General features: G+C 58.3%; 18 protein-coding genes. 5 read left to right on the top strand and 13 right to left on the bottom strand.

Annotated elements, in window-relative coordinates; all coding sequences use genetic code 11:
- Window positions 1–78 precede the first annotated feature (78 nt).
- The 6 genes from KSY82_RS02360 to KSY82_RS02335 form a co-directional block, all read right to left on the bottom strand.
- Window positions 79–1,836 (bottom strand): DUF2130 domain-containing protein, encoded by a 1,758-nt coding sequence (locus tag KSY82_RS02360; protein WP_195364022.1) that lies wholly within the window; start codon window positions 1,834–1,836, stop codon window positions 79–81.
- Between the two features lie 140 nt (window positions 1,837–1,976).
- Complete coding sequence (locus KSY82_RS02355) at window positions 1,977–2,522, bottom strand: metallophosphoesterase (protein WP_217750116.1); 546 nt, start codon at window positions 2,520–2,522, stop codon at window positions 1,977–1,979.
- A gap of 66 nt (window positions 2,523–2,588) precedes the next feature.
- A complete protein-coding gene (locus KSY82_RS02350; RefSeq protein WP_195364020.1) occupies window positions 2,589–2,768 on the bottom strand; it encodes a hypothetical protein in 180 nt (59 codons plus the stop codon).
- Window positions 2,769–2,786: 18 nt separating this feature from the next.
- On the bottom strand, window positions 2,787–3,113 hold the full coding sequence (locus tag KSY82_RS02345) for an HIRAN domain-containing protein (protein ID WP_117655201.1): 327 nt from the start codon (window positions 3,111–3,113) through the stop codon (window positions 2,787–2,789).
- Window positions 3,114–3,538: 425 nt separating this feature from the next.
- Complete coding sequence (locus tag KSY82_RS02340) at window positions 3,539–4,918, bottom strand: aldehyde dehydrogenase (RefSeq protein ID WP_195364019.1); 1,380 nt, start codon at window positions 4,916–4,918, stop codon at window positions 3,539–3,541.
- Window positions 4,919–4,926: 8 nt separating this feature from the next.
- On the bottom strand, window positions 4,927–6,147 hold the full coding sequence (locus KSY82_RS02335) for an iron-containing alcohol dehydrogenase (RefSeq protein WP_217750117.1): 1,221 nt from the start codon (window positions 6,145–6,147) through the stop codon (window positions 4,927–4,929).
- Between the two features lie 256 nt (window positions 6,148–6,403).
- On the opposite strand from KSY82_RS02335, the gene KSY82_RS02330 reads away from it, so the two are divergent.
- Entirely contained in the window at window positions 6,404–6,964 is a 561-nt protein-coding gene (locus KSY82_RS02330; RefSeq protein ID WP_254881671.1) for a ferritin family protein, read from the top strand.
- 242 nt (window positions 6,965–7,206) lie between these two features.
- Here KSY82_RS02330 and KSY82_RS02325 read toward each other — a convergent pair whose 3' ends face one another.
- Together KSY82_RS02325 and pdxR are read right to left on the bottom strand one after the other, a co-directional pair.
- Window positions 7,207–8,088: a hypothetical protein gene (locus tag KSY82_RS02325; RefSeq protein WP_217752364.1), complete on the bottom strand. Its 882-nt coding sequence runs from the start codon at window positions 8,086–8,088 to the stop codon at window positions 7,207–7,209.
- A 539-nt stretch (window positions 8,089–8,627) separates the two neighbouring features.
- On the bottom strand, window positions 8,628–10,067 hold the full coding sequence (gene pdxR, locus KSY82_RS02320) for a MocR-like pyridoxine biosynthesis transcription factor PdxR (protein ID WP_217750119.1): 1,440 nt from the start codon (window positions 10,065–10,067) through the stop codon (window positions 8,628–8,630).
- 145 nt (window positions 10,068–10,212) lie between these two features.
- Here pdxR and pdxS point away from each other — a divergent pair, with 145 nt between their 5' ends.
- Window positions 10,213–11,103: a pyridoxal 5'-phosphate synthase lyase subunit PdxS gene (pdxS, locus tag KSY82_RS02315; RefSeq protein WP_022094325.1), complete on the top strand. Its 891-nt coding sequence runs from the start codon at window positions 10,213–10,215 to the stop codon at window positions 11,101–11,103.
- Window positions 11,104–11,123: 20 nt separating this feature from the next.
- A complete protein-coding gene (pdxT, locus tag KSY82_RS02310) occupies window positions 11,124–11,711 on the top strand; it encodes a pyridoxal 5'-phosphate synthase glutaminase subunit PdxT (RefSeq protein WP_217750120.1) in 588 nt (195 codons plus the stop codon).
- A gap of 518 nt (window positions 11,712–12,229) precedes the next feature.
- Here the strand turns inward: pdxT and KSY82_RS02305 are convergent.
- Window positions 12,230–13,141 (bottom strand): hypothetical protein, encoded by a 912-nt coding sequence (locus KSY82_RS02305; protein ID WP_217750121.1) that lies wholly within the window; start codon window positions 13,139–13,141, stop codon window positions 12,230–12,232.
- A 152-nt stretch (window positions 13,142–13,293) separates the two neighbouring features.
- Window positions 13,294–14,709: an MFS transporter gene (locus KSY82_RS02300; RefSeq protein ID WP_217750122.1), complete on the bottom strand. Its 1,416-nt coding sequence runs from the start codon at window positions 14,707–14,709 to the stop codon at window positions 13,294–13,296.
- Between the two features lie 205 nt (window positions 14,710–14,914).
- On the opposite strand from KSY82_RS02300, the gene KSY82_RS02295 reads away from it, so the two are divergent.
- Both KSY82_RS02295 and KSY82_RS02290 read left to right on the top strand, forming a co-directional pair.
- The gene (locus tag KSY82_RS02295) at window positions 14,915–15,325 is read left to right on the top strand and encodes a peptide deformylase (protein ID WP_217107679.1); all 411 of its coding nucleotides are present in this window, start codon (window positions 14,915–14,917) and stop codon (window positions 15,323–15,325) included.
- Between the two features lie 36 nt (window positions 15,326–15,361).
- Window positions 15,362–16,285, top strand: a complete 924-nt coding sequence (locus KSY82_RS02290) for a LysR family transcriptional regulator (protein ID WP_217750123.1) — start codon at window positions 15,362–15,364, stop codon at window positions 16,283–16,285.
- Between the two features lie 123 nt (window positions 16,286–16,408).
- Here KSY82_RS02290 and KSY82_RS02285 read toward each other — a convergent pair whose 3' ends face one another.
- From KSY82_RS02285 to KSY82_RS02275, 3 genes are all read right to left on the bottom strand, one after another.
- Window positions 16,409–17,851 (bottom strand): PTS transporter subunit EIIC, encoded by a 1,443-nt coding sequence (locus KSY82_RS02285; protein ID WP_217750166.1) that lies wholly within the window; start codon window positions 17,849–17,851, stop codon window positions 16,409–16,411.
- Window positions 17,852–18,043: 192 nt separating this feature from the next.
- On the bottom strand, window positions 18,044–19,162 hold the full coding sequence (locus tag KSY82_RS02280) for a neutral/alkaline non-lysosomal ceramidase N-terminal domain-containing protein (RefSeq protein WP_217750124.1): 1,119 nt from the start codon (window positions 19,160–19,162) through the stop codon (window positions 18,044–18,046).
- A gap of 18 nt (window positions 19,163–19,180) precedes the next feature.
- Complete coding sequence (locus tag KSY82_RS02275) at window positions 19,181–20,428, bottom strand: hypothetical protein (RefSeq protein WP_217750125.1); 1,248 nt, start codon at window positions 20,426–20,428, stop codon at window positions 19,181–19,183.
- Window positions 20,429–20,437 lie beyond the last annotated feature (9 nt).

Raw genomic sequence — 20,437 nt, 5'->3', positions numbered from 1 at the left:
CGGGCACAATGGAACGAAACGAAGCGGGGTCGCTGGCAACATCGCCAGCGGCCCCGCTTTTGCGCGATACGCTATCCCCTACTCGGTATCCTCGACCTCATACGAATCCGCCTCGGCTGGCTCATCATTTGTCTCCGGCGCAGCCCCGCGCGCCTCGTCAAAGGCGGCCTTCATGGTCTTGTTGCCCCACGTGAGCTTGCGAATGGTAAGATCATCGGCCTTCTTGTTGGCCAGGCGCAGATTGTTCTCGGAGGACAGCAACGCCTCCTTGGTTTTCTGCAGATGGCTAATCGTCTTGTCGATCTCATCGATTGCCGTTTGGAACTTGCGGCTCGCGATCTCGTAGTTGCGGCCGAAATCGTTCTTGAACTTCTCCATCTTGGCTTCGAAGTTCGTGACGTCGATATTCTGCTGTTTGTACTCCGCCAGCTCCTGCTTATAGCGAAGCGAACCCATGGCGGCGTTGCGAAGAAGCGTGATCATGGGAATAAAGAACTGCGGGCGAATCACGTACATCTTCTCGTAGCGATAGCTCACGTCCACGATTCCCGCGTTGTAAAGCTCGCTCTCGGGCTCGAGCAGCGTGCAGAGCACCGCGTACTCACAGCCTTTCTGGCGACGATCGTGATCGAGTTTCTTAAAGAAGTCCTCGTTTTTATGCTTGGTCGCGGTCTCGTCGTTCTCGTTTTTCATCTCGAACATAATCGAAATGACCTCGTTGCCGCTTGCGTCGCACTCGCGGAAGATAAAGTCGCCCTTGGTACCCTCGGACGCATCGTTATCTTTCTCGAAGTACGCGTTGGGAAACGCCGTCATGCGCAGGCGATTGAACTCGGTCTCGCAGTGCTGCTCGAGCGACTCGCCCACCATCTTGGTGGACAGGCGTACCTTCATGTCCTTAAGACGCTCAATCTCTTCGTCCTTGTAGCGAATCAGGTCATCGCTCGCGCGCTTGGCCTGCGCGAGCTCGAGCTCATGCGCCGCCTTGACCTGTTCCTCGCGAGAATCGCGCACCGCCAGCTCGCTCGTCAGTTTGGCACGCGCCTCATCGCGCTCTCGCTCCGCCGCGGCGACCGCCTCTGACAGGTTCATTTTTGCCATCAGTTCCTGCTCGCGCAGCTGGGCACGCAGGCCCTCGGCCTCTTGCTCGGACTGAGCCTTTGCGGCGGAAAACTTCTCTTGCACCTTCGCGCGATAGTCAGCAAGCGCGCGCTCGGCCTCGCTGCGAGCGGCATCGAGCTCACGCTGCGACTCTGCCGCGGCAGCGGCAAGCGCCATCTCCTGGGCCTTGTCCGCCGCGGCAAGCCTGGCCTGCAGCTCGGCAATCTGAGCGTCGCGTGCAGCTAAATCGTTTTGAGCAGCGTTGCGCGCCGCCGACTCGACGAGCTTAGCTTCGTCATCTTTGCGCTCCAGCTGCGCACGCAAATTGTCGATTTCTCGCTGAAGCTCGGCGTTTTCCTTTTGAGCGTCGGCACGGGCCTCAACCGCCGCGCGCTGGCTTGCACTCTCGCGCTCTGCGGCAGCGCCCTCGAGCTTGGCGCGCAGCTCGGCAAGCTCAGCATCGCGCTTGGCAACCTCTTGTGCCAGCTGTTGAGCTGCAGCGTTCTTCTGCTCGATAAGCTGAGCGTTGCGCTGAGACTCTGCCTTTTGCAAGGCAGCCGTCAAACGCGAGCGCTCAAGCTCCAGCGCCTGCTCGCCCTCGCGCTGGACTGCCTTCACACGCTCATCCAGGTCGCGCGAAAACTCGGCATCGCGCACTTGCTTGACAATATCCGCATAGCCAGACGCATCGACCTTAAAGACTTCGCCACAATGCGGGCACTTGATCTCATTCATAGCAGCTCCTCGATGAACGCAAATTTCAACCGCCTACACTCTACCGCGCTGCACGGACAAAAAAGGCGCCGCCGCCATAATGGCAACGGCGCCGGAACCACCGCAAAGGTGCCTATCCCTATTGTGGTGGTTCTGGCGCCCTATAGCCCAAAGAAGCTAAGAATCTGGTCGCGGCTTACGGGCTTGTACTCGTTGGCGTCGAGGCCGACATCGTAGCGAAAGATAGGACGTTCGCGGTCGCGATTGCGCACGTTGGTGCGGTCTCCTCTGCTGTGGATATGCCCGTGTAGCATGATGGCACCACGCGCCTTACCATTCCAGCTGAGCATGGGGTAATGGCTCATCACCAGACGATGGCCCTTGGCATAGCCGGGAGCAACCTCCAGGTAATCGCGCACGTCTTCCCAAATTTGCGGGGCGTCGGGATCTTCCCAGTCGCCGTCATGGTTACCGCAGATGAGCGTCACATTCTTGCATTCGATACGCTCGCGCAGGTGCACGGCGTCCGCTAGGGGCAAACGATAGGTAAAGTCTCCCAAGATATAGAGACGGTCGTCCGCCGCCACGCACTCATTAATGGCATCGGTGACCCTGCGGTTCATCTCCTCGACCGAATCAAACGGTCGATCCATATCGTGCAAGATATTCGTATCGCCCAGGTGTAGGTCGGCGGTAAACCACATCATCGTCTATGCCCTCATTTCGCAACGCGTCAAACTGGTGCTAAGTATACAGACACAGCGATGCGGCGGTTAGCCAAAGAGCCCGCCGAACAGTCCGCGGCGGCGCTTGTCTTGCTTTTTCGAAGCGTCACCCTGAGTTTTCTTGTCCTGCCGTTTCCTACGGCCCTGCTCCAACTCATCGTCATCGAGTAGCATATCCCATTCAAACGGATCATCCGTCAAATCGAACAGGTCATCGTCGTCAAACATGGCAGCTTCCCTTACCGATTAGCGAGCATCCACCACATAGAGGCCAACGCGCACCTGATGCCACGGGCTGCGTTCGGGGGCAACCTGTTGCACGCGGGCCTCAAATACGTCCTCGTGGCCGTAATACATCATCAAGGACAGCGGGCCGACCTCGTTTCCCGGAACATAGCCAAGCTTGGTGTTGCCGTAATAGATCGCAACCGCCTCAGGGTCATGGGGATTATCGCGCTCGGCACACAGCGTCAGCTTATCGCCCGCTTTAAGATCGCCCAGGACCAAGGCGCCATCGGCATACTGAAATCCTGCAATGTGAAATGACAGAAGAACACGTGAAGGCTCGTACATAGCAGCTCCTCTAACAGCCGGATAAACCGGTGTGTAACCTTATTGAGAAGTCTACGGTCCCGTGCGGACACAAATACATCCTGTCTGCGTCCTTCAATCGTTTGCCTCAACGCTTGCGCGACAGAACGCTTGCAGATAAGATAGGAACACGGATGGCACCCGTTGCCGCGGGTCTTGCCAACTCCGATACACGTTTTCATCGTGAGAAGTGGCCGTCTTCGCTTACGCGGGGGCGGCTATTTCATTCGGCCGATAAACAGACCGAGTTCGATAGCCGCAATCAACAACGCCAATAACGAAATAACATCGCTTACGTTCATACCAAATCCCTTCTAAAGGGAGTTGGCCCATCCGTGCTCCATAACAGTAGTCTAACGCAAAATGCAGGTAATAGGAACACTTGTTCGTATTACCTGCGCCCTTTTCTAATGCACAAACATGCGCACGAATTTGTGCTTCCAGCTTGCGTAGGGCGCATACCGAAACGGCACGTCCAGCCAGGTTGCCTTGTTCACGATGCTCTTCTTGTGGCTAAACGTATCGAAGCTCTCGCGGCCATGGTACTGCCCCATACCGCTCGCGCCCATGCCGCCAAAGCCCATATGGCTCGTAGCCAAGTGCATGATGGTGTCGTTGACGCAGCCGCCGCCAAAGGGCACGTAGCGCACAAAGCGCTGTTGAACCGTACGGTCCTGGCTAAAGATATACAGGGCCAGCGGCGTTGGACGATCCGTAATAAACGCTTCGGCCTCGTCTAGGCTCTCAAACGTCAGCACCGGCAAGATGGGGCCGAAAATCTCCTCCTGCATCACGGCGTCATCGGGGGTCACGCCGTCCAAAATCGTCGGCTCGATCTTGAGCGACGTCTCGCGCGCGGTACCTCCAAGCACGACCTTATCGGGATCGATCAGCCCGCGCGCACGCGCAAAATGCTTGGCGTTGACGATATGCCCGTAGTCCTCGTTATCGAGCGGATGCTCGCCAAACATACGGCGGGCCTCCTCCTTGATAAGGTCCAGCAGCTCGTCGTGCACGCGCGCATCGACCAGCAGGTAGTCGGGCGCCACGCAGGTCTGCCCCACGTTGAGCCACTTACCAAAGGCGATACGGCGTGCTGCCACCTTCAAGTTTGCGGAGGCATCCACGATACAGGGGCTCTTGCCACCCAGTTCAAGCGTCACAGGCGTGAGGTTTTTGCTCGCGCGCTCCATGACGAGCTTGCCGACCGGAACGCTACCGGTAAAGAAGATCTTGTCCCAGCACTCATCGAGCAGCGCCTCGTTCTCGGCACGTCCGCCCTCGACAACCGTCACCAAACGGGGGTCAAACGCCTCTTCGCAGATTTGCTTGAGCACCGTGCTCGATGCCGGAGCATAGGCACTCGGCTTGATGACCACGGTATTGCCCGCGGCAAGGGCGCCGGCGAGCGGCTCGAGCGTCAGCAAAAACGGGTAGTTCCACGGAGCCATGATGAGCGTGACGCCATAGGGCACGGCTTGCGTTTTGCACACGCTCACGGCGTTAGCGAGATCGCACGGACGCAGGCGCGGACGACTCCATCGAGCCACGTAAGCGATCTGATGTCGAATCTCGGAAAGCGACGTGCCGATCTCGCACATATAGGCCTCGTCATGCGACTTTCCCAAATCGGTCTTGAGCGCATGGGCGATATCGGCCTCGTGGGCCCGCACCGCATCGCGTAAACTCGCGAGCGCGCGACGTCGAGCATCGACATCAAACGTAGCGTGCGTCTTAAAGTAGGTGCGCTGATCGCCGACGATGCGCGCAATTTCCTCGGTGTTCATGGACCCTCCTAGTTCTCGTCCTCAAACATACCACCCGCGACGACCTCGTACATATGCTCGAGCTCCAGGCGGTCCATCAAAAGCGGAACGGGGTACAGCGGATTGGCCTCGGCATCGGCATGCGCCGCCATCTCGGGAATGTCGGAGCGGCGAATGCCCGAGACATATTTGGGGATTCCCAGGATCTCGTTCATGCAATCGATCCAATCGATAAAGGCCTCGGCCGCCAGACTGTCCTGCGCGGTAGCCGGCGCAATACCCGCCATGCGAGCAAGATCGGCAAGCTTGGGGGCGGCAGCGTCACCATAAGCGCGAAGCATGTGCGGCAGGATGATAGCGTTGGCCAAACCGTGCGGAATTCCGTATCGGCCGCCCAGACTGTGCGCGATGGCATGAACGTATCCAACATAGGAGCGGGTAAACGCAACGCCCGCCTTATACGCCGCCGAAAGCATATTGCGGCGTGCACGCATGTCGTCGCCATGCTCATAGACCTCGAGCAAATTTTCGCAGATGAGCTGTACCGTCTGACGCGCCATCTTGCGCGTGTAGGGCGTGGTGCTTCGCCCGATAAAGGCCTCGACGGCATGCGTCAGGGCGTCCATGCCCGTCTGCCCCGTAATGGAGGCGGGCAGGCCGCGCGTAAACTCGGGGTCGTGCACCGCAAAGCGCGGGATAAGCACAAAGTCGTTAATGGGATACTTGTAGTGTGTTTCGTCATCGGTAATTACTGCCGCAAGCGTGACCTCGCTTCCCGTACCTGCCGTGGTGGGAACGGCGATGAGAAGCGGCAGGCGACGATGAATCCGCAGCAGGCCGCGCATCTTGTTGATGGGCTTGTTTGGCTGCGCGATGCGTGCTCCCACGCCCTTGGCACAGTCCATGGCCGAGCCACCGCCAAAGCCGATAATGGCCCGGCAGTCATTCTCGCGATACAGGGACGCCGCTTCTTCCACGTTTGAAACCGTGGGGTTCGCTGATGTTTTGGCATAGACCGCAACGCCAATTCCCTTGGACGCGAGCGCTGTCTCGAGCGGTGCCGTGAGCCCCAGACGGGCAATGCCGGGATCCGTCACGATAAGAGCCCGCTGTATCGAACGCTTTTGAAGCACTGTGGGCACATCCTCAGCGTGCTCTAGAATGCGTGGCTCGGTATAGGGTAGCACCGGCAATGCGATGCGAAAAACCGTTTGATACGTTCGGCACCAGGCGCGACGGGCTAAATGCATAAAGGAAACTCCCTCATTTGTTGATTGGTCAACATTTGCTCGACCGATTGTACTCAGCAAAGATCGCAGACGGCCTCCCAATCGTTAATCAATCAACATCTTCATATCTCGAAATTGTTTTATTAAAAATCATTCCTAATAGGCTTCACATTTGGTTGCATTTATGGATAATAGAACTCGTCAAGACGCACGTCCGGAGAGGGCCCTTACGGGACCGGACGAGCGCACAATCGCCATCGATCGAAAGGATCGAATCATGAAGTTTGTTTGCCCCGTTTGCGGTTATGTGGAAGAGTTCGACGGCGACCAGCTGCCCGAGGACTTCAAGTGCCCCCAGTGCGGCGTTCCCGGTTCTCGCTTCCTGAAGCAGGAGGAGGGCCAGCTCGAGTGGGCTGCCGAGCACGTCGTGGGCGTCGCCAAGACGGAGGGCGTCTCCGAGGACATCGTTGCCGATCTGCGCGCCAACTTTGAGGGCGAGTGTTCCGAGGTCGGTATGTACCTGGCCATGGCTCGCGTTGCTCATCGCGAGGGTTATCCCGAGATCGGCCTGTACTGGGAGAAGGCTGCCCACGAGGAGGCCGAGCATGCCGCCAAGTTCGCCGAGCTCCTGGGCGAGGTCGTGACCGATTCCACCAAGAAGAACCTCGAGATGCGCGTTGAGGCCGAGAATGGCGCCACCGCCGGCAAGACCGATCTTGCCAAGCGCGCCAAGGCCGCCGGTCTCGATGCTATCCACGACACCGTGCACGAGATGGCCCGCGACGAGGCTCGCCACGGCAAGGCTTTCGCCGGCCTGCTCAAGCGCTACTTTGGCTAAGCCAACTGCCTGAGACATAACCTCTAGCTCGAAGAAGGCCCGGACCGTATTGGTTCGGGCCTTTTTGTGTCTCGAGGACTCGTTAACGCCCTGAAATAGAGCTATCTTCGGCATCGGTTTCTCGTCAAAAACTAAGTGAGTAGACTTTTTGAAACTTGCCGAGCACACCATCCATATTGCTTTATAAAGCCGCAGGTAAATGACTTGTTGCAAAACGGCCTGGTCGCCATCACGCCAAAAGTCTACTCACTTAGAACCGCAGCCGTCCACAATCGAGCAGTTTTGCGTCTAACGGGCATCTTTCCGTCAATTACTCCCAATTTTGTCCAGTCAACGAATAGTTCAGACCGGAGTAATGTCTCAGCCCTTTGCTCATCTGAGCTTTTATCACGATATTCAGCATCGAGCATCCTGCATACGGCCTTAACGATCGCACGGAATCTACCCTCATCGGATATCTGTCTGTGTGTCAGGAGAAGTACATCGTAGCCCATGGCCTGAAGGGCCGTCATGCGGTCAGCGTCACGCAAGCCATCCCCTGCGCGTCCGTGCGAGGCCTTTCCCTGACATTCAATGGCCACCTGTCGCCTGCCGTCCGGCGAAGAAAGAAGTAGGTCTATATATACACGGGGCTTTCCCACAATCGCTCGAGCACTTGTGCTTAGCGTCACTTCGACATTGAGCTCTATGCCGCAAAACCCCTCGCCTCCCAGGGCTCGCGGCAGTCCAAGCAACAAATACGCCTCGACCTCAAAAGGCGACGCGGCACCCAATGGAACGAGTTGCAATACCGCCATAAACCTATTGCCGTAACGCATCCCGCAAACATCTGAACAAAAACGGTCAAGGTCTCTGCCCAAAACCAAAGCGTCTCGACGCCATAAATTTGAGGCGGTGCCGTCCTCGGACGGACAGCGCACCCAACCGAACGTTGTCGAAATCGCGCCCGAATCAATTGCACGCGTAAGCTCCGCCTCAAGTGCCACCGGCAGAGCGCACACCGCAAACAAGCCACACATCTCCGCCAATACCAAAAGAAGCTGAAGATCCGTCAGATGCCGCGACATGATGAATGCCGTCAGCAGAGGAGACATGATCAAAAATCCATGCTCCGTTTCCAGCACGGATTCCCTGGGGAGCTCACCAAGAAACAGCCGCTGCCTAATGTTGGCAGGGCAAGTCCGTTTGTTTCTCGTCCGAACCAATGTATACAACGGAAAGCCGAGCACAACCGCAGCCGTCGGGTTACGGGCGAGATCATATCGCTGCCGGTCTTCTTCCGGCCGTGGAAGCGGCGGACACAAAGCGCGGACCTGAGGGGGTAAACGCCAATACCTAAAAGCCGATATGTCACAAAGTAGATCTTTCATAGGCACAGGAAAACACGAATTTCAACCCAGTCAGTCACGCAGTGGCGCGAACGCACCAAAAATGGCACCGAACGGACTGTTAAGTTTTCAACAGCCCTCCCCAACTGGCCAAAAGCTTGCCAAGAACTGGACGAAGCCCTGTTGAAAACCCCATTTTTTCTCTCGTACGGAAGCTTTGCGCGGCAAGTGAGTAGACTATTTTGAACATCCCGAGCAGACCGGTCATCCTGCTTTTCAAAACCGCAGGTAGATAGCTTGTTACAAAACTGCCTGGTCGCCAAAGTGCCAAAAGTCTACTCACTTAGATTGCAGAGTGCCCCCATGAGCTGCAATTCCAAGGTATTAAGCACTTTTGGACTCAAATCGTCATACTGAACAAGAATTTGAGTTGAGTTTTCAGGGACATATACGCCATTGGCACACCAATAACAGTCACTGATATCGACAAAAGGGATACTCGAGCGCGTGAGGGCTCGCGCAAAAGAGTTTTCACCCGCCTCGCGCTCCGCAACCACGGTGCAGTAAAGGCCCGCGTCTGCATGTTCGATCGAGACCTCCCCTGCCGGAAACGCCTTCCGCACAAGCGCCGTCAGACCATCGCGCGCCTCGCGAGCGCGCACGCGCACACGGTTCACATGCCGCTCGTAATCACCCGATTCCAGCAAGCGAGCCAAAGCAACCTGGTCAACAGAGCCCACCGACGAGGCGTAGAAGCCAAGGTTGCGCCTAAACCGCTCCATTAGCTCATCGGGCAGCACCATGTACGCTAGACGCAACGCCGATGACAGGCTCTTCGAAAACGTGTTGGTGTAGATAACCGACTGAGCGGCATCAATCGAAGCAAGCGCGGGAATCGGCTTGCCGGCAAGGCGAAACTCGCAATCAAAGTCATCTTCGATGAGATACCGACCCGGTCGCTCGGCGGCCCAGCTGAGCAGCGCATAGCGACGCGCAATGCTCGTCACAAGGCCGGTCGGATACTGATGGGACGGCATCAAGTGAAGGACATCGGCTCCGGCTTTCTGCAGAGCGCTCAAGTCCACGCCCTCACCATCCAACGGGATATGTCGAACTTTGCAGCCCATAGCCTGATAGATGCGCGTCAGGCGCAAATAGCCCGGGTCCTCAACGGCATACACCTTGTCCGCGCCAAGCAACTGAACCAGCATGGTATCGAGCAGCTGAGCGCCCGCACCGATAACGATGTTGTCGGGATCGACATTCATACCCCTTGTCCCGCGCAGATGGTGAGCAATTGCGCGTCGTAGCCGAGCGGTGCCCTGTGCCGGTGCGGGCGAAAAGATCTCGCGCTCGTCTTCGGATGCCAGCGTCGCCCGCAGTGCGCTTTGCCAAAGCCGCGCCGCCTCCAAAGCGGAAGGAGAGAGCGCATCGAATCGCTCAACCTGTCCGTTGACATCATGCACGTCGGGGCCCGCAGAGACGGCATCTCGGTCGATGCCCTCCGCAGCCGAAGCCAAAACCGGTACATCCGGAAGCTCACAAGCGTAGTAGCCACGCCGCGGCTTTGAGCAAATATAACCCTCGGCAAGTAACTGGCTATATGCATTCTCGATGGTAATGACACTGATTCCCAGATGACTGGCAAAGGCGCGCTTAGACGGAAGATGCTCCCCCGCCGCAATGCGTCCAGCTACGATATCATCTCGAATTTGCTGGTAAACATACTCATAGAGCGATGCCTCGCCGCGCTTTTCCAAATTGTAGTCAAGCATGAGCCTATCACCTGACCATATCGAACCGTTCAATCTGGTATTAGTCTGACCTTGTAATTATCTCGAAAACTGAGTATTTCGCCATACCTAGCTCCCCGATAGGATGTTCCGTCAAGCAATGCACATGCCAACCAAGGGAGCAACCATGGCAGAACAGACCAGCAAGGCCGATCGCGTCAAACTCAACCGCGAGCTCGCGCAGATGCTCAAGGGCGGCGTCATCATGGACGTCACCACGCCCGAGCAGGCACGCATCGCCGAGGAAGCAGGCGCCTGCGCCGTCATGGCACTCGAGCGCATCCCGGCCGACATCCGTGCCGCAGGCGGCGTCTCGCGCATGAGCGACCCCAAGATGATCAAGGGCATCCAGGAGGCCGTCTCCATCCCCGTCATGGCCAAGTGCCGTATCGGTCACATTGTCGAGGCGCAGGTCCTGCAGGCCATCGAGATCGACTACATCGATGAGTCCGAGGTTCTCTCCCCCGCCGACGATGTCTACCACATCGACAAGACCCAGTTTGACGTGCCGTTTGTCTGCGGCGCCCGCGATCTGGGCGAGGCGCTGCGCCGTGTTGCCGAGGGCGCCACGATGATTCGCACCAAGGGTGAGCCGGGTACGGGCGACGTCGTTCAGGCCGTGCGTCACATGCGTAAGATCCAAAAGCAGATCCGCGACGTTGTTGCCCTGCGCGACGACGAACTCTTTGAGGCAGCCAAGCAACTGCAGGTTCCGGTCGAGCTGGTGCGTGAGGTCCATGCCACGGGCAAGCTCCCCGTCGTGAACTTTGCTGCTGGCGGTGTAGCAACCCCTGCCGACGCCGCATTGATGATGCAGCTGGGTGCCGAGGGTGTCTTTGTGGGCTCGGGCATCTTTAAGAGCGGCGACCCGGCCAAGCGCGCCGCCGCCATCGTCAAGGCCGTGGCAAACTTCACCGATGCCAAGCTCATCGCCGAGCTTTCGGAGGACCTGGGCGAGGCCATGGTGGGCATCAACGCCGACGAGATCGAGATCATCATGGAGGAGCGCGGGCGCTAGTCCAGCAGAAAGGATCGCACATGAGCGATTATGCAGACCAAACGGTCGCCGTGTTGGCGATCCAAGGCGCTTTTGCCGAGCACGAGGCGAGGCTATCCGAGCTGGGCGCACGTTGTATTGAGCTGAGGCAGGCGGCTGATTTAAAGCAGGACTTTGACCGTCTGGTACTTCCCGGCGGCGAGACTACCGTTCAAGGGAAGCTGCTTGATGAGTTGGGCATGCTCGAGGAGCTTCGTGCCCGTATCTCTGAAGGCATGCCCGTCCTGGGCACCTGCGCCGGCCTGATTCTGCTGGCTCACGACCTTGCCGCCCATGACGATAAGGGCACGCCGCGTTTGGCAACCATGGATGTACTTGTCGAGCGCAATGCCTACGGCAGGCAGCTCGGCAGTTTTCGAACCAAGGGGCAGGTAGCCGGCATCGACGGTGAAGTGCCGCTGACGTTCATCCGTGCACCCCGCATCGTCGAAGTACACGGCAATGCCAAGGCCTTAGCGCAAGTCGACGGCCGTATCGTCGCCGCCCGCCAAGGCAACCAGCTCGGTGTTACCTTCCACCCCGAACTCGATGAAGACACCCGCCTCCACGAACTGTTCCTACAAATGTAGGCGGAATAGAAACGAGCGTGGATTTTCGGACACGTAACAAATGAGAGTGGATAATCTTCCACTTTGAGCTTGAATGTAGGCTCAAACCGGGAGATTATCCACTCTCATGCTATGTAGTCGTTGGGGACGCTCTTAAACGACCAGTCAAACAAGAACGTCCAGCAGCCACAAGGAGTGTCCCAAACTGCCGGCAGAAAAGGAACGTCCCTAACTGCCGCATCCGGAGCAAGACAGCGCCGCAGGTAGAGGACAGACAGCGAGCGCCCGCCAGAGCGACAACTTGGCATGAAAAGAGGACGGCATAGACCTTCTGGTCATGCCGTCCTCTTTGAGTAATGGATCTTGAAGGCGCCCCAGGTTGAACATAAGTCAGCGAAAACGCCCCTAAGCGAGCAAGGTGACGTGAAAGAGGAGGGAAGCGTACTTTGGTACGCGACCGACGATTGAACGTCAGATTGCCGCTTAGGGGCGTTTGCAGCGTCGAGCCGTTACGCGGTTTGGTAAAACCGCGTAACTAATTAGAAACGGTTACCGCGGAAGCCGCCGCCGTTGCGGCCGCCGCGGTCGCCACCGCGACCGCCGCGGTCGTTACCACGGTTACCGCCGAAGCCACCACGGTTGCCGCCGCGATCGCCATAGCCACCACGGTTGCCGCCAAAGCCGCCGCGACCGCCACGGTCGCCGCCACGGTCACCAAAGCCGCCACGGCCGCCGCGATCGCCACCGCGACCGCCACGGTCACCGCCACGGCCACCGCGATCGCCAAAGCCGCCGCGACCGCCACGGTCGCCGCCACGGCCGCCACGGTCGTCACGGCCGCCGCGAGGACCGCGGTCCTCGTCCAGGCCCATGGCGACGAGCGGAGCGATAACCTTATCGAGAGCGGCCATCAGCTCGGTGGCCTCCTCGTAAGAAAGCTCGGGCAGGAGCTTCTCCTTCTTGTTGGCAAGCTCGACCAGGCCCTCAGCGGCATCCTCGGCGGCGAAGACAACAATCTTGCGCATATCGCCCTCGGCGTCGTCGATGCGGCCGACCAGATCGGCAGCCTCGGCCTCGGCCATCAGGCCATCGAGCTCACGGAGGCGCATGCCCATCAGGTCGGACATTTCCTTCTGCTCCATCTTGGGCTTGAGGTCAAGAAGCTTGATGGCGCGTTCGATGTTCGCCATGCGCTCGGCCTTGGCCTCCTCCTCCTTGGAAATAGCAAAGCGACGGCTACGCAGCAGGCGGGCGGCCTTCTGCATCTTGTCCATCAGCTCTTCGTCATCGTAATCAACGGCGGCCTCGACAACCTCGGCCTCCTCCTCGGCGGAAACCTCGTCAGCAGCCTCAACCTCGGCAGCTTCGGTCTCCACGGTCTCGACTGCCTCAACCTCGGCAGCCATGGTCTCGTTCTCGGTCTCGTTCATGATCTCTTCGTTCTCGGACATGAGACTCCTTCTTAGCCCTCTCGGGCATCATCGCCCCATTCGCGGGGCCCGTCGCGCACTCTTTGCGCTTTAAACATTCATGCCTCTCGGCAAAACGTCCATTAGTTTATGGTGTTGCCATCCAATCTAGCTGCAGAATCTATGTGCACACATTAATGCGACATGTGCGACTCGCGACGAGCGTACACCAGCGACGTCGCGAACCCGACCACGGCAATCACAGCCGCCACACGCACGGCAGTTGCAAATCCAATCGCCTGGGCAACGTCGGTCGCAGCGCCAGCCGCGCCGGCAGTCGCCGCAGAACTCGAGAGCAGACCGATAAACAGCGATGGGCCAAACGATGCGGCAATCATGTTCCACGTGTTAAGCAATGCCGTTCCGTGGGGATGCTCAGCGGCAGGCAGCGTCTCCAAGCCGGCCGTCTGCGAGGGGCTCAGCACCAAACCGACTCCGGCATACACTACAACGGTCAGTGCCACGACAACGCCGATGTTCATGCTTGCCGCCGTCATCGAGATGGCAGTCTGCCCCACGGCAATCAGGGCAAAGCCGACCGGCAGCAGCGGCCATGCGCCACGGGCGTCCATCACGCGTCCGCCCACAATCGAGGTCACGGCGTTGCAGGCAATTGCCGGCAAAATGAGCAGGCCCGCAACAAGTGCGGTCATGCCGTATGTGCCCTCAAAATAGAGCGGCAACAAAACACTCATCGAGAACGTTGTCATCATCGACACCACCACAAGCAGGCACGCAGGCCAAAAACGAACGCTCGCCATGGGACGCACGTTAAGCACCGGATGCTCGAGTTTGAGCTGGCGGGCCGCAAACAGGCCGAGCAGCACAATGGCGGCGATAAGCGTCACGATGCCGGCAATCAGATTGGTCGAGAACTCGCCTACGGAATACACAAATGCCGTAATGCCGGCGGCGAGCAAAACAACCGACAGAATATCAAGCGTGGTGTTCGAGCGCTCTCCGACATTCTGAACAAGCTTTACGCCCGCCGCAGCGACCACAATGCCGGCCACCAGCGGCACTACGAACACCGCCCTCCAGCCAAACAACGTGCACATAAGACCGCTGATCACAGGTCCAAACGCCGGCCCTAGCGTAATGCAGGCACCACCCAGGCTCAGATACAGACCGAGCTTCTCGCGCGGGGCGCAAGACAGCACCACGTTCATCATGAGCGGAAACAAGATGCCCGATCCCGCAGCCTGTAAAATACGACTTGGCAGCAAAACGCTAAACGACGGAGCGATCAGACACAGGACTTCGCCGGCGACCATACATCCGCATGCGAAAAACAACAGCTTGCGCGTCGAGAAACGGCCGGACAGGAAGGCCATGATGGCCGTAAAGATCGACGTCACAATCATGTAGCCCGAGACGAGCCACTGCGCCGTGGTGGCACTCACCGAAAAGGCCGCCATAATGTCGTGCAACGCCACGTTAATGATGTTCTCGTTAAACGCGGCAACAAAGGCCGCAATATACATAACGACGAGAAGCGCCGCAGTGGCCGATGGCGTTACTTGAACTTGTTGCTGAGATTTGCTCCCCATGCATTTCCTTCCTCTTGGAACGACAGTTGCATCGCCCCAGAGGAACAGTCCAGGGCGAAAAATGAGCCCTAGACTTACGCCAGACGCCGTACACGACGAGTCTGACAACATGGTCCAACGTCGAAAGATTGTAACGCGGACGCACAGCTTTCCTTCCGCGCTATTATTAAAAGTCCACGAAAGCAAGAGACATGAGGAGCCCGCCATGATTAAGCCCATCATGAAATCCGAGTTCTTTTTGCGCCTGCCTTCCGAAGACGCGGGACCCGACGATGCCGCGACCGGGCAGGACCTCCTGGATACACTCCACGAGCATGAGCACGAGTGCGTGGGCCTCGCCGCCAACATGATTGGCGTGCGCAAACGCATCATCTGCGTAAAGGACGGCAACAGGACACTCCTGATGTACAACCCTCAAATTCTTGAGCAGGTCAATGCCTATCAGACGAGCGAAGGATGCCTCTCGCTGATCGGCGAGCGTCCCTGTACCCGCTATCGCCGCATTAAGGTTGAGTATTTGGACGAGAACTTCGTTCACCGCATCAAAAACTTCTCGGGCTACACCGCCGAGATCATCCAGCACGAAATCGACCACTGCAATGGCGTCGTGGTTTAGGCCACCTGCCAAAATGAGGGTACCGGAGGCCTCCCTATGGACATCAGCCGCTTTGGCGAATTCGCCATCTTAGCGCAGTCACGCACGTTTCTTGATGCGGCGGAACTGCTTTTCATGTCGCAATCAACCCTCTCCAAGCACATCATGGCAATGGAGCACGAACTCGGCTGCAAGCTCATCGATCGAAGCAAGCGCCACGTGACACTCACCGCGCAAGGTGAAGCGCTTCTCCCCTATGCTCAAAAAATTGCGACGCTTCAGCATCGCTATCTTGCCGCCATTCAAATAGGTGCAGGTGAGCCGCTCGAGCACCTCACCGTAGGTTCTATCCCCATTTTGGCCCCTTATGGGATCACGGACGCCGTCATCGATTTTCAGCAGGCGAACCCCTCATATTCTGTCGAGCTCATCGAAGGCGAGGGCGACACACTCAAGCGCATGCTCCTGCACGAGGACATTGACCTGGCCTTCATCCGTGACAGCGGCGCCATCGAGCCAGAGTTCAAAAAGATTCCCTTTACGACCGACCGGCTCGTGGCCGTCCTTTCGCTCGACCATCCACTCGCCGAACGTGACACCGTCGAGATAGACGACCTTATCGACGAGAATTTCCTCATGCTTCCCCAAGGCTCGTTCGTAAGCGAGCTCGTCCTTTCCCTTTGTCGAGAAGCTGGATTTGGCCCACGTGTTACGTTCACCGGCAAACGAGCCGAGAACATCATCTCTCTTGTCGCACGCGGCGCCGGTGTCTCATTCCTCATGCGCAAGCCGGCGGAATCGCTTGCCAGCGGAAAGGTAGCCCTGGTGCCGCTTGAGCCCGCGACGACCTCCGAGGTCAGGCTCTACCTCAAGCGGAATGCCGCGCACTCGCAGGCGGTCGTCTCGTTCATCGGCTTCCTCCCCTACCGTCAGCTCCTGCAGGGCGACCGTGCGTCTTCCACCGCGGCACGACCGTCATAATCCCCGCTGCTCCACAACCGCAGACCTGTGTCCGCAAACACGCTGACAACGGCACAAAACACAAATATGCCTCGGGCGGCACGTCGCCGTCCGAGGCATATTTAGTTAAAGTGCGCAGACAGACTAGTCCACCGAGATGTTGAGCGCCTTACCGCCCTCGTCCTTCCTGGTACCGATCACCATAGCGGCGACAAGAGCCAGAACGAAAGCGACCACACCGGAGATGACAAGGCCGATAAAGCCCGTGTCGATGCCGGCAGGGTTAATAAAGCTCGGGAAACCGAGCGGGCCGGAGGCACCGAAGGCATAGAGTTTGGCACCCATGAGGCCGGCAATGGCGCCGCCTACACCAGCGGAAATAAAGGTTGCCCACATAAGACGCTTACGCGGCAGCAAGATGGCGTAAAGCGCAGGCTCGTTGACACCGAAAATCGAAGAGACAAGGGCGGGAATGTTGACGGCAGCATTTTCCTCGGAGTCCTTGGTTCGGATGACCATGCCAAGCACAGCACCGGCGATGGCACAACCGCCTGCATACACGAGTGGGTTAATAAGGTCATAGCCGTAGGTTGCGACATCGAGGAACCACAGCGGGATGATACCCCAGTGCAGGCCGAACATGACGAGCAGGCTCCAGAACGTGCCGATGACGAAGCCGGCGATGGCGGGCTGGAAGTTGATGAGCATCAAGATGATCTGGGCAACGATGTTGGAGAGGACCGTCATGACCGGACCGACCACAAGCAGGCCAAGGATGCCGCAAATGAGGAGCGTCAGGATGTTGGAGAAGAACGAGCTCACAAGCGCGGGCAGCGCGTTAGAAAGGGCCTTGTGCACCTTGGAGGCAATCCAGACGATAAAGATCGCAGGCAGAATCGTCGATGAGTAATTCTGCATGATTAGCGGGATGCCAAAAATATCACCGTAGACATTGGACTCGAAGACCGTACCGGCGCCGAGCGTGTAGAGCGGATCTCCACCCATAAGGGCAACGAGCGTCGGGTAGACGAGGATACCGCCGAGCGCCATTCCCATAACGGGCTTAAGTCCGAACTTCTTGGCCGACGTCCAGCCAATGATTAGCGGAAAGTAATAGAAGACCGAATCTCCGATTGCCGAGAGCGTCACATACGTATTGCTGTCCTTGGCAAGCCAACCGGCAACCGTGCAGAGTGCGAGCATCGACTTGATAAAGCCACCGGCCATAAGCACGCCAAGAACCGGTTGCAGAATCTCGGAGATGATGGCCAGCAGACGCGAGAATGGATCGCCCTTTTTGACGTCGTCGCCTTCATCGATATCGAGTGCGGGTTTGGAGTCGAACCCGCCAATCTGAACAAGGTCGTTGTAGACGGCCTCGACAGTGGCACCAATCACGACCTGATACTGTCCGCCGGCCTGGATGACGTCAACGACGCCCTTCGTCGCCTTAAGCTCATTGGTCTGGGCGAGCGATTCATCCTTGAGGCGGAAGCGGAGACGCGTAATGCAGTGGCTCACGTCTAACACATTGTCTCGACCACCGACCTTTGTGATGATTTCATCGCAAAGCTTCTGGTATTTCATGGAATTCTCCTTTTCTGAGCGGGGTATAGCATCGATTTCATGCCTCCGTAGTCGACGTGGGAGGGCAAGGAACCCGCTTCCCCCTTTGAAATCCGCGGACGCACGTACGCCCGGGATGGGGAACGGCAGAGAAGATGGAAGATGCCGATCACATGGCAATGAGCCTCATTGGCCCATATCACGCAATCAGGCCTACAGACGCGAATCTGCTGCGCCGAGAAGTCTCGTCGTCTGGCAGAACTTGTCACACAGACGTTCCGGTTCGCCCTGGGGAATCTGAGTACGCTCGGTCTCAAAGGAGAGGCCGTACTCGCGTGCCGGAAGGAAATACTCAAAATAGCCGTTGGTGTAACCGCAGACTATTCCCTCGACCGGACATTCGCGCTTCATGCGAATGCCCAGGTCGCTGCCGAGTTCACTCGGGAACACAAAGAGATGCAGGCCGCCCAGACTGATGACGGCGCACTTAAGCGTGAGTGAAAAGTCGTCATGGGCAACGGTGTGATAGAACGTCTGAGGCTCGATGCGGTCAAGAACGACCTCGCAATCGAGCTTGATCTGGGAAATCGCCTCGGCAAGACCGGTCGAAACACGCTCAACCTCGGGAATGCCGCGTCCCTGTCGAAAATTGCGGTCACTACAGTCGCCAGCAGCACCGACGACCATGGCCGGATAGTAACCAAGACTCTGAGCGAGCTTTTTGCCGGTAAGACCGGCGAGTTCGCTCGTGAGCTCCGTGCAGTCGGGTCCGACGCAAGCGGAATGCACCGCCCAGTTCACAAAGCCCGCAAATGGCTTGCCTTCGGTATCGAAGAACGATACGACAATGACCTCATTGTCGGCGAGTTCACCTGGGATGATGCGGTTGTCGTAGAAACCGGTGATGACCTGCTTGCCCAAGCGACAAATCGCGGGCTGTGCGTTGGCACGGCACTCCTCAAAGCATTGGCAAATGGTATCGAGGAACCAGCGGTAGTAGTTCTCGTCGAATTTTCCCGTCCACCAGCTGCGGTGGTAAGCGACGATTGAAGTATGGTCGTGCGTCGCCGAGAGCAGGACGCAATCACGGTCAATGCCGTAGCGCTCGGCGAGCATTGTCTTGACCTCCTCGGCCATGCTTTCCTCGAACTCGAGGACATCGGCATTAAAGAGAAACACTTCACGTTCGCCTTGCTGGAAGAGGATGGCGTTGGCGAAGACGTCGTCATGGACGCCCGTCGCAGGTTCAAGACGGTTGGGAAGATTGCGGTAGCCAATCAGGTAGATGTCGCCCTGTGGGGTGATTTTGCGGCGCGCGTGTCCAATGTTCATGCACGTTCTCCTTCTGTGTCACGCCGCATTCAAGGCGGCAATGATGATTTCGACGAGGCGCTCATGGGATCCGGCGGCAAAACCGGAGTTCATGGCCTCATAGGTGATCTTTTCGTACGCGTCGGGAGCCGGTAGGTACTTCTGTCCGCCGTTGACGAGCGTGGCAAAGAACACAGAGCCGGACCGAGCGGCGCGCACAGTGGCGCCGAATGCACTCGAGACCTCGGGTTGTACGCCGACAAGCTCGACGTTTCCCAGCCGGAGCAGATAGACCCTCGTGCGCTGCTCGCCAGCGGCATGAAACTCATACGTTCGGTGCGGGGCCAAAGAGTGAAAATCGGCGCGTGTCTGAGCGGGCAGGAGAACGTCGACCGTGCGGGCATCGATGCCGGTAGCGTCATCCTCACGCGCCATGCGAGCGGCCTCGATTAAAGCATCGCCCAAGGCCTGCCCCTGCTGGTGCAGCATGCGGTATCCGTCCTCATGGGCATCGACCGTCTGCTTAACGCCGGCCGCATCGAACATGACGTTCATGGCGTGCTCCGCCGGACCTTGGTCGCCCGCGGCCCCTGGCAGCAACAGGGCAACGCCGCCCAGCTCGCGCTCGAGTGACATGGCGGCAAAACCAAAGAGGTCTCCGCTCGCCATGCGCCTCCCCTCGGAGTCGCGCGACCCGTCGAGCACGGAGGACTGAACGTCCGCCGTCGCGAGCACGGCAACATACTCGCCCCCGGCATCCCTTATGGCGAGTACGGGCATCGTGTGGTCGGCAAACCCCCTGGGATTCGAGCCCAACCACCAGCCGGCAGGCGTCTCAATGTCGCGATTAACGTTCACGGGGCATTCGCCCTCCACAGTGGCGAGCGTGGCAGAGCGAATGCCCGCAACAGCGCGCTCGACAGCCGTGCGGGCGGCAGCGACGAGCGCTGCGCGATAGCGCTCGTTGCGATTGCGGGCAGCATCGTCGGCAAGATGCCCGGGAGTGCGGACGTGAGGCATGGAAAACGTGTGGGTAGGAACCACCCAAGAATAAGCACCGCTGCAATTGGCGGCATCCTCAACAACCTCACGCAGATCGGCGAGTAGAGCCGGAGCGATCGAGGTGACCTCAAGCGAAAGGACGCAGGCGCGTCGCCCCGTCCCCTCGATGATAAGGGCACGGGCGAAGACCTCATGACGGAGTTCGTCGAAACCGTCGAACGGCAACACGTCCCCAAGATCGATGGCCACACGAGCGGCCCCAGCTCTCATCTCTCCTTCGTCCATGGCAGATAC

It is taken from the genome of Collinsella aerofaciens (assembly GCF_019131995.1).
In the GTDB taxonomy this organism is placed as follows: domain Bacteria; phylum Actinomycetota; class Coriobacteriia; order Coriobacteriales; family Coriobacteriaceae; genus Collinsella; species Collinsella aerofaciens_S.
The sequence above is the reverse complement of the archived record's forward strand: the minus strand, read 5'-3'. Positions and strand labels throughout refer to the sequence as shown.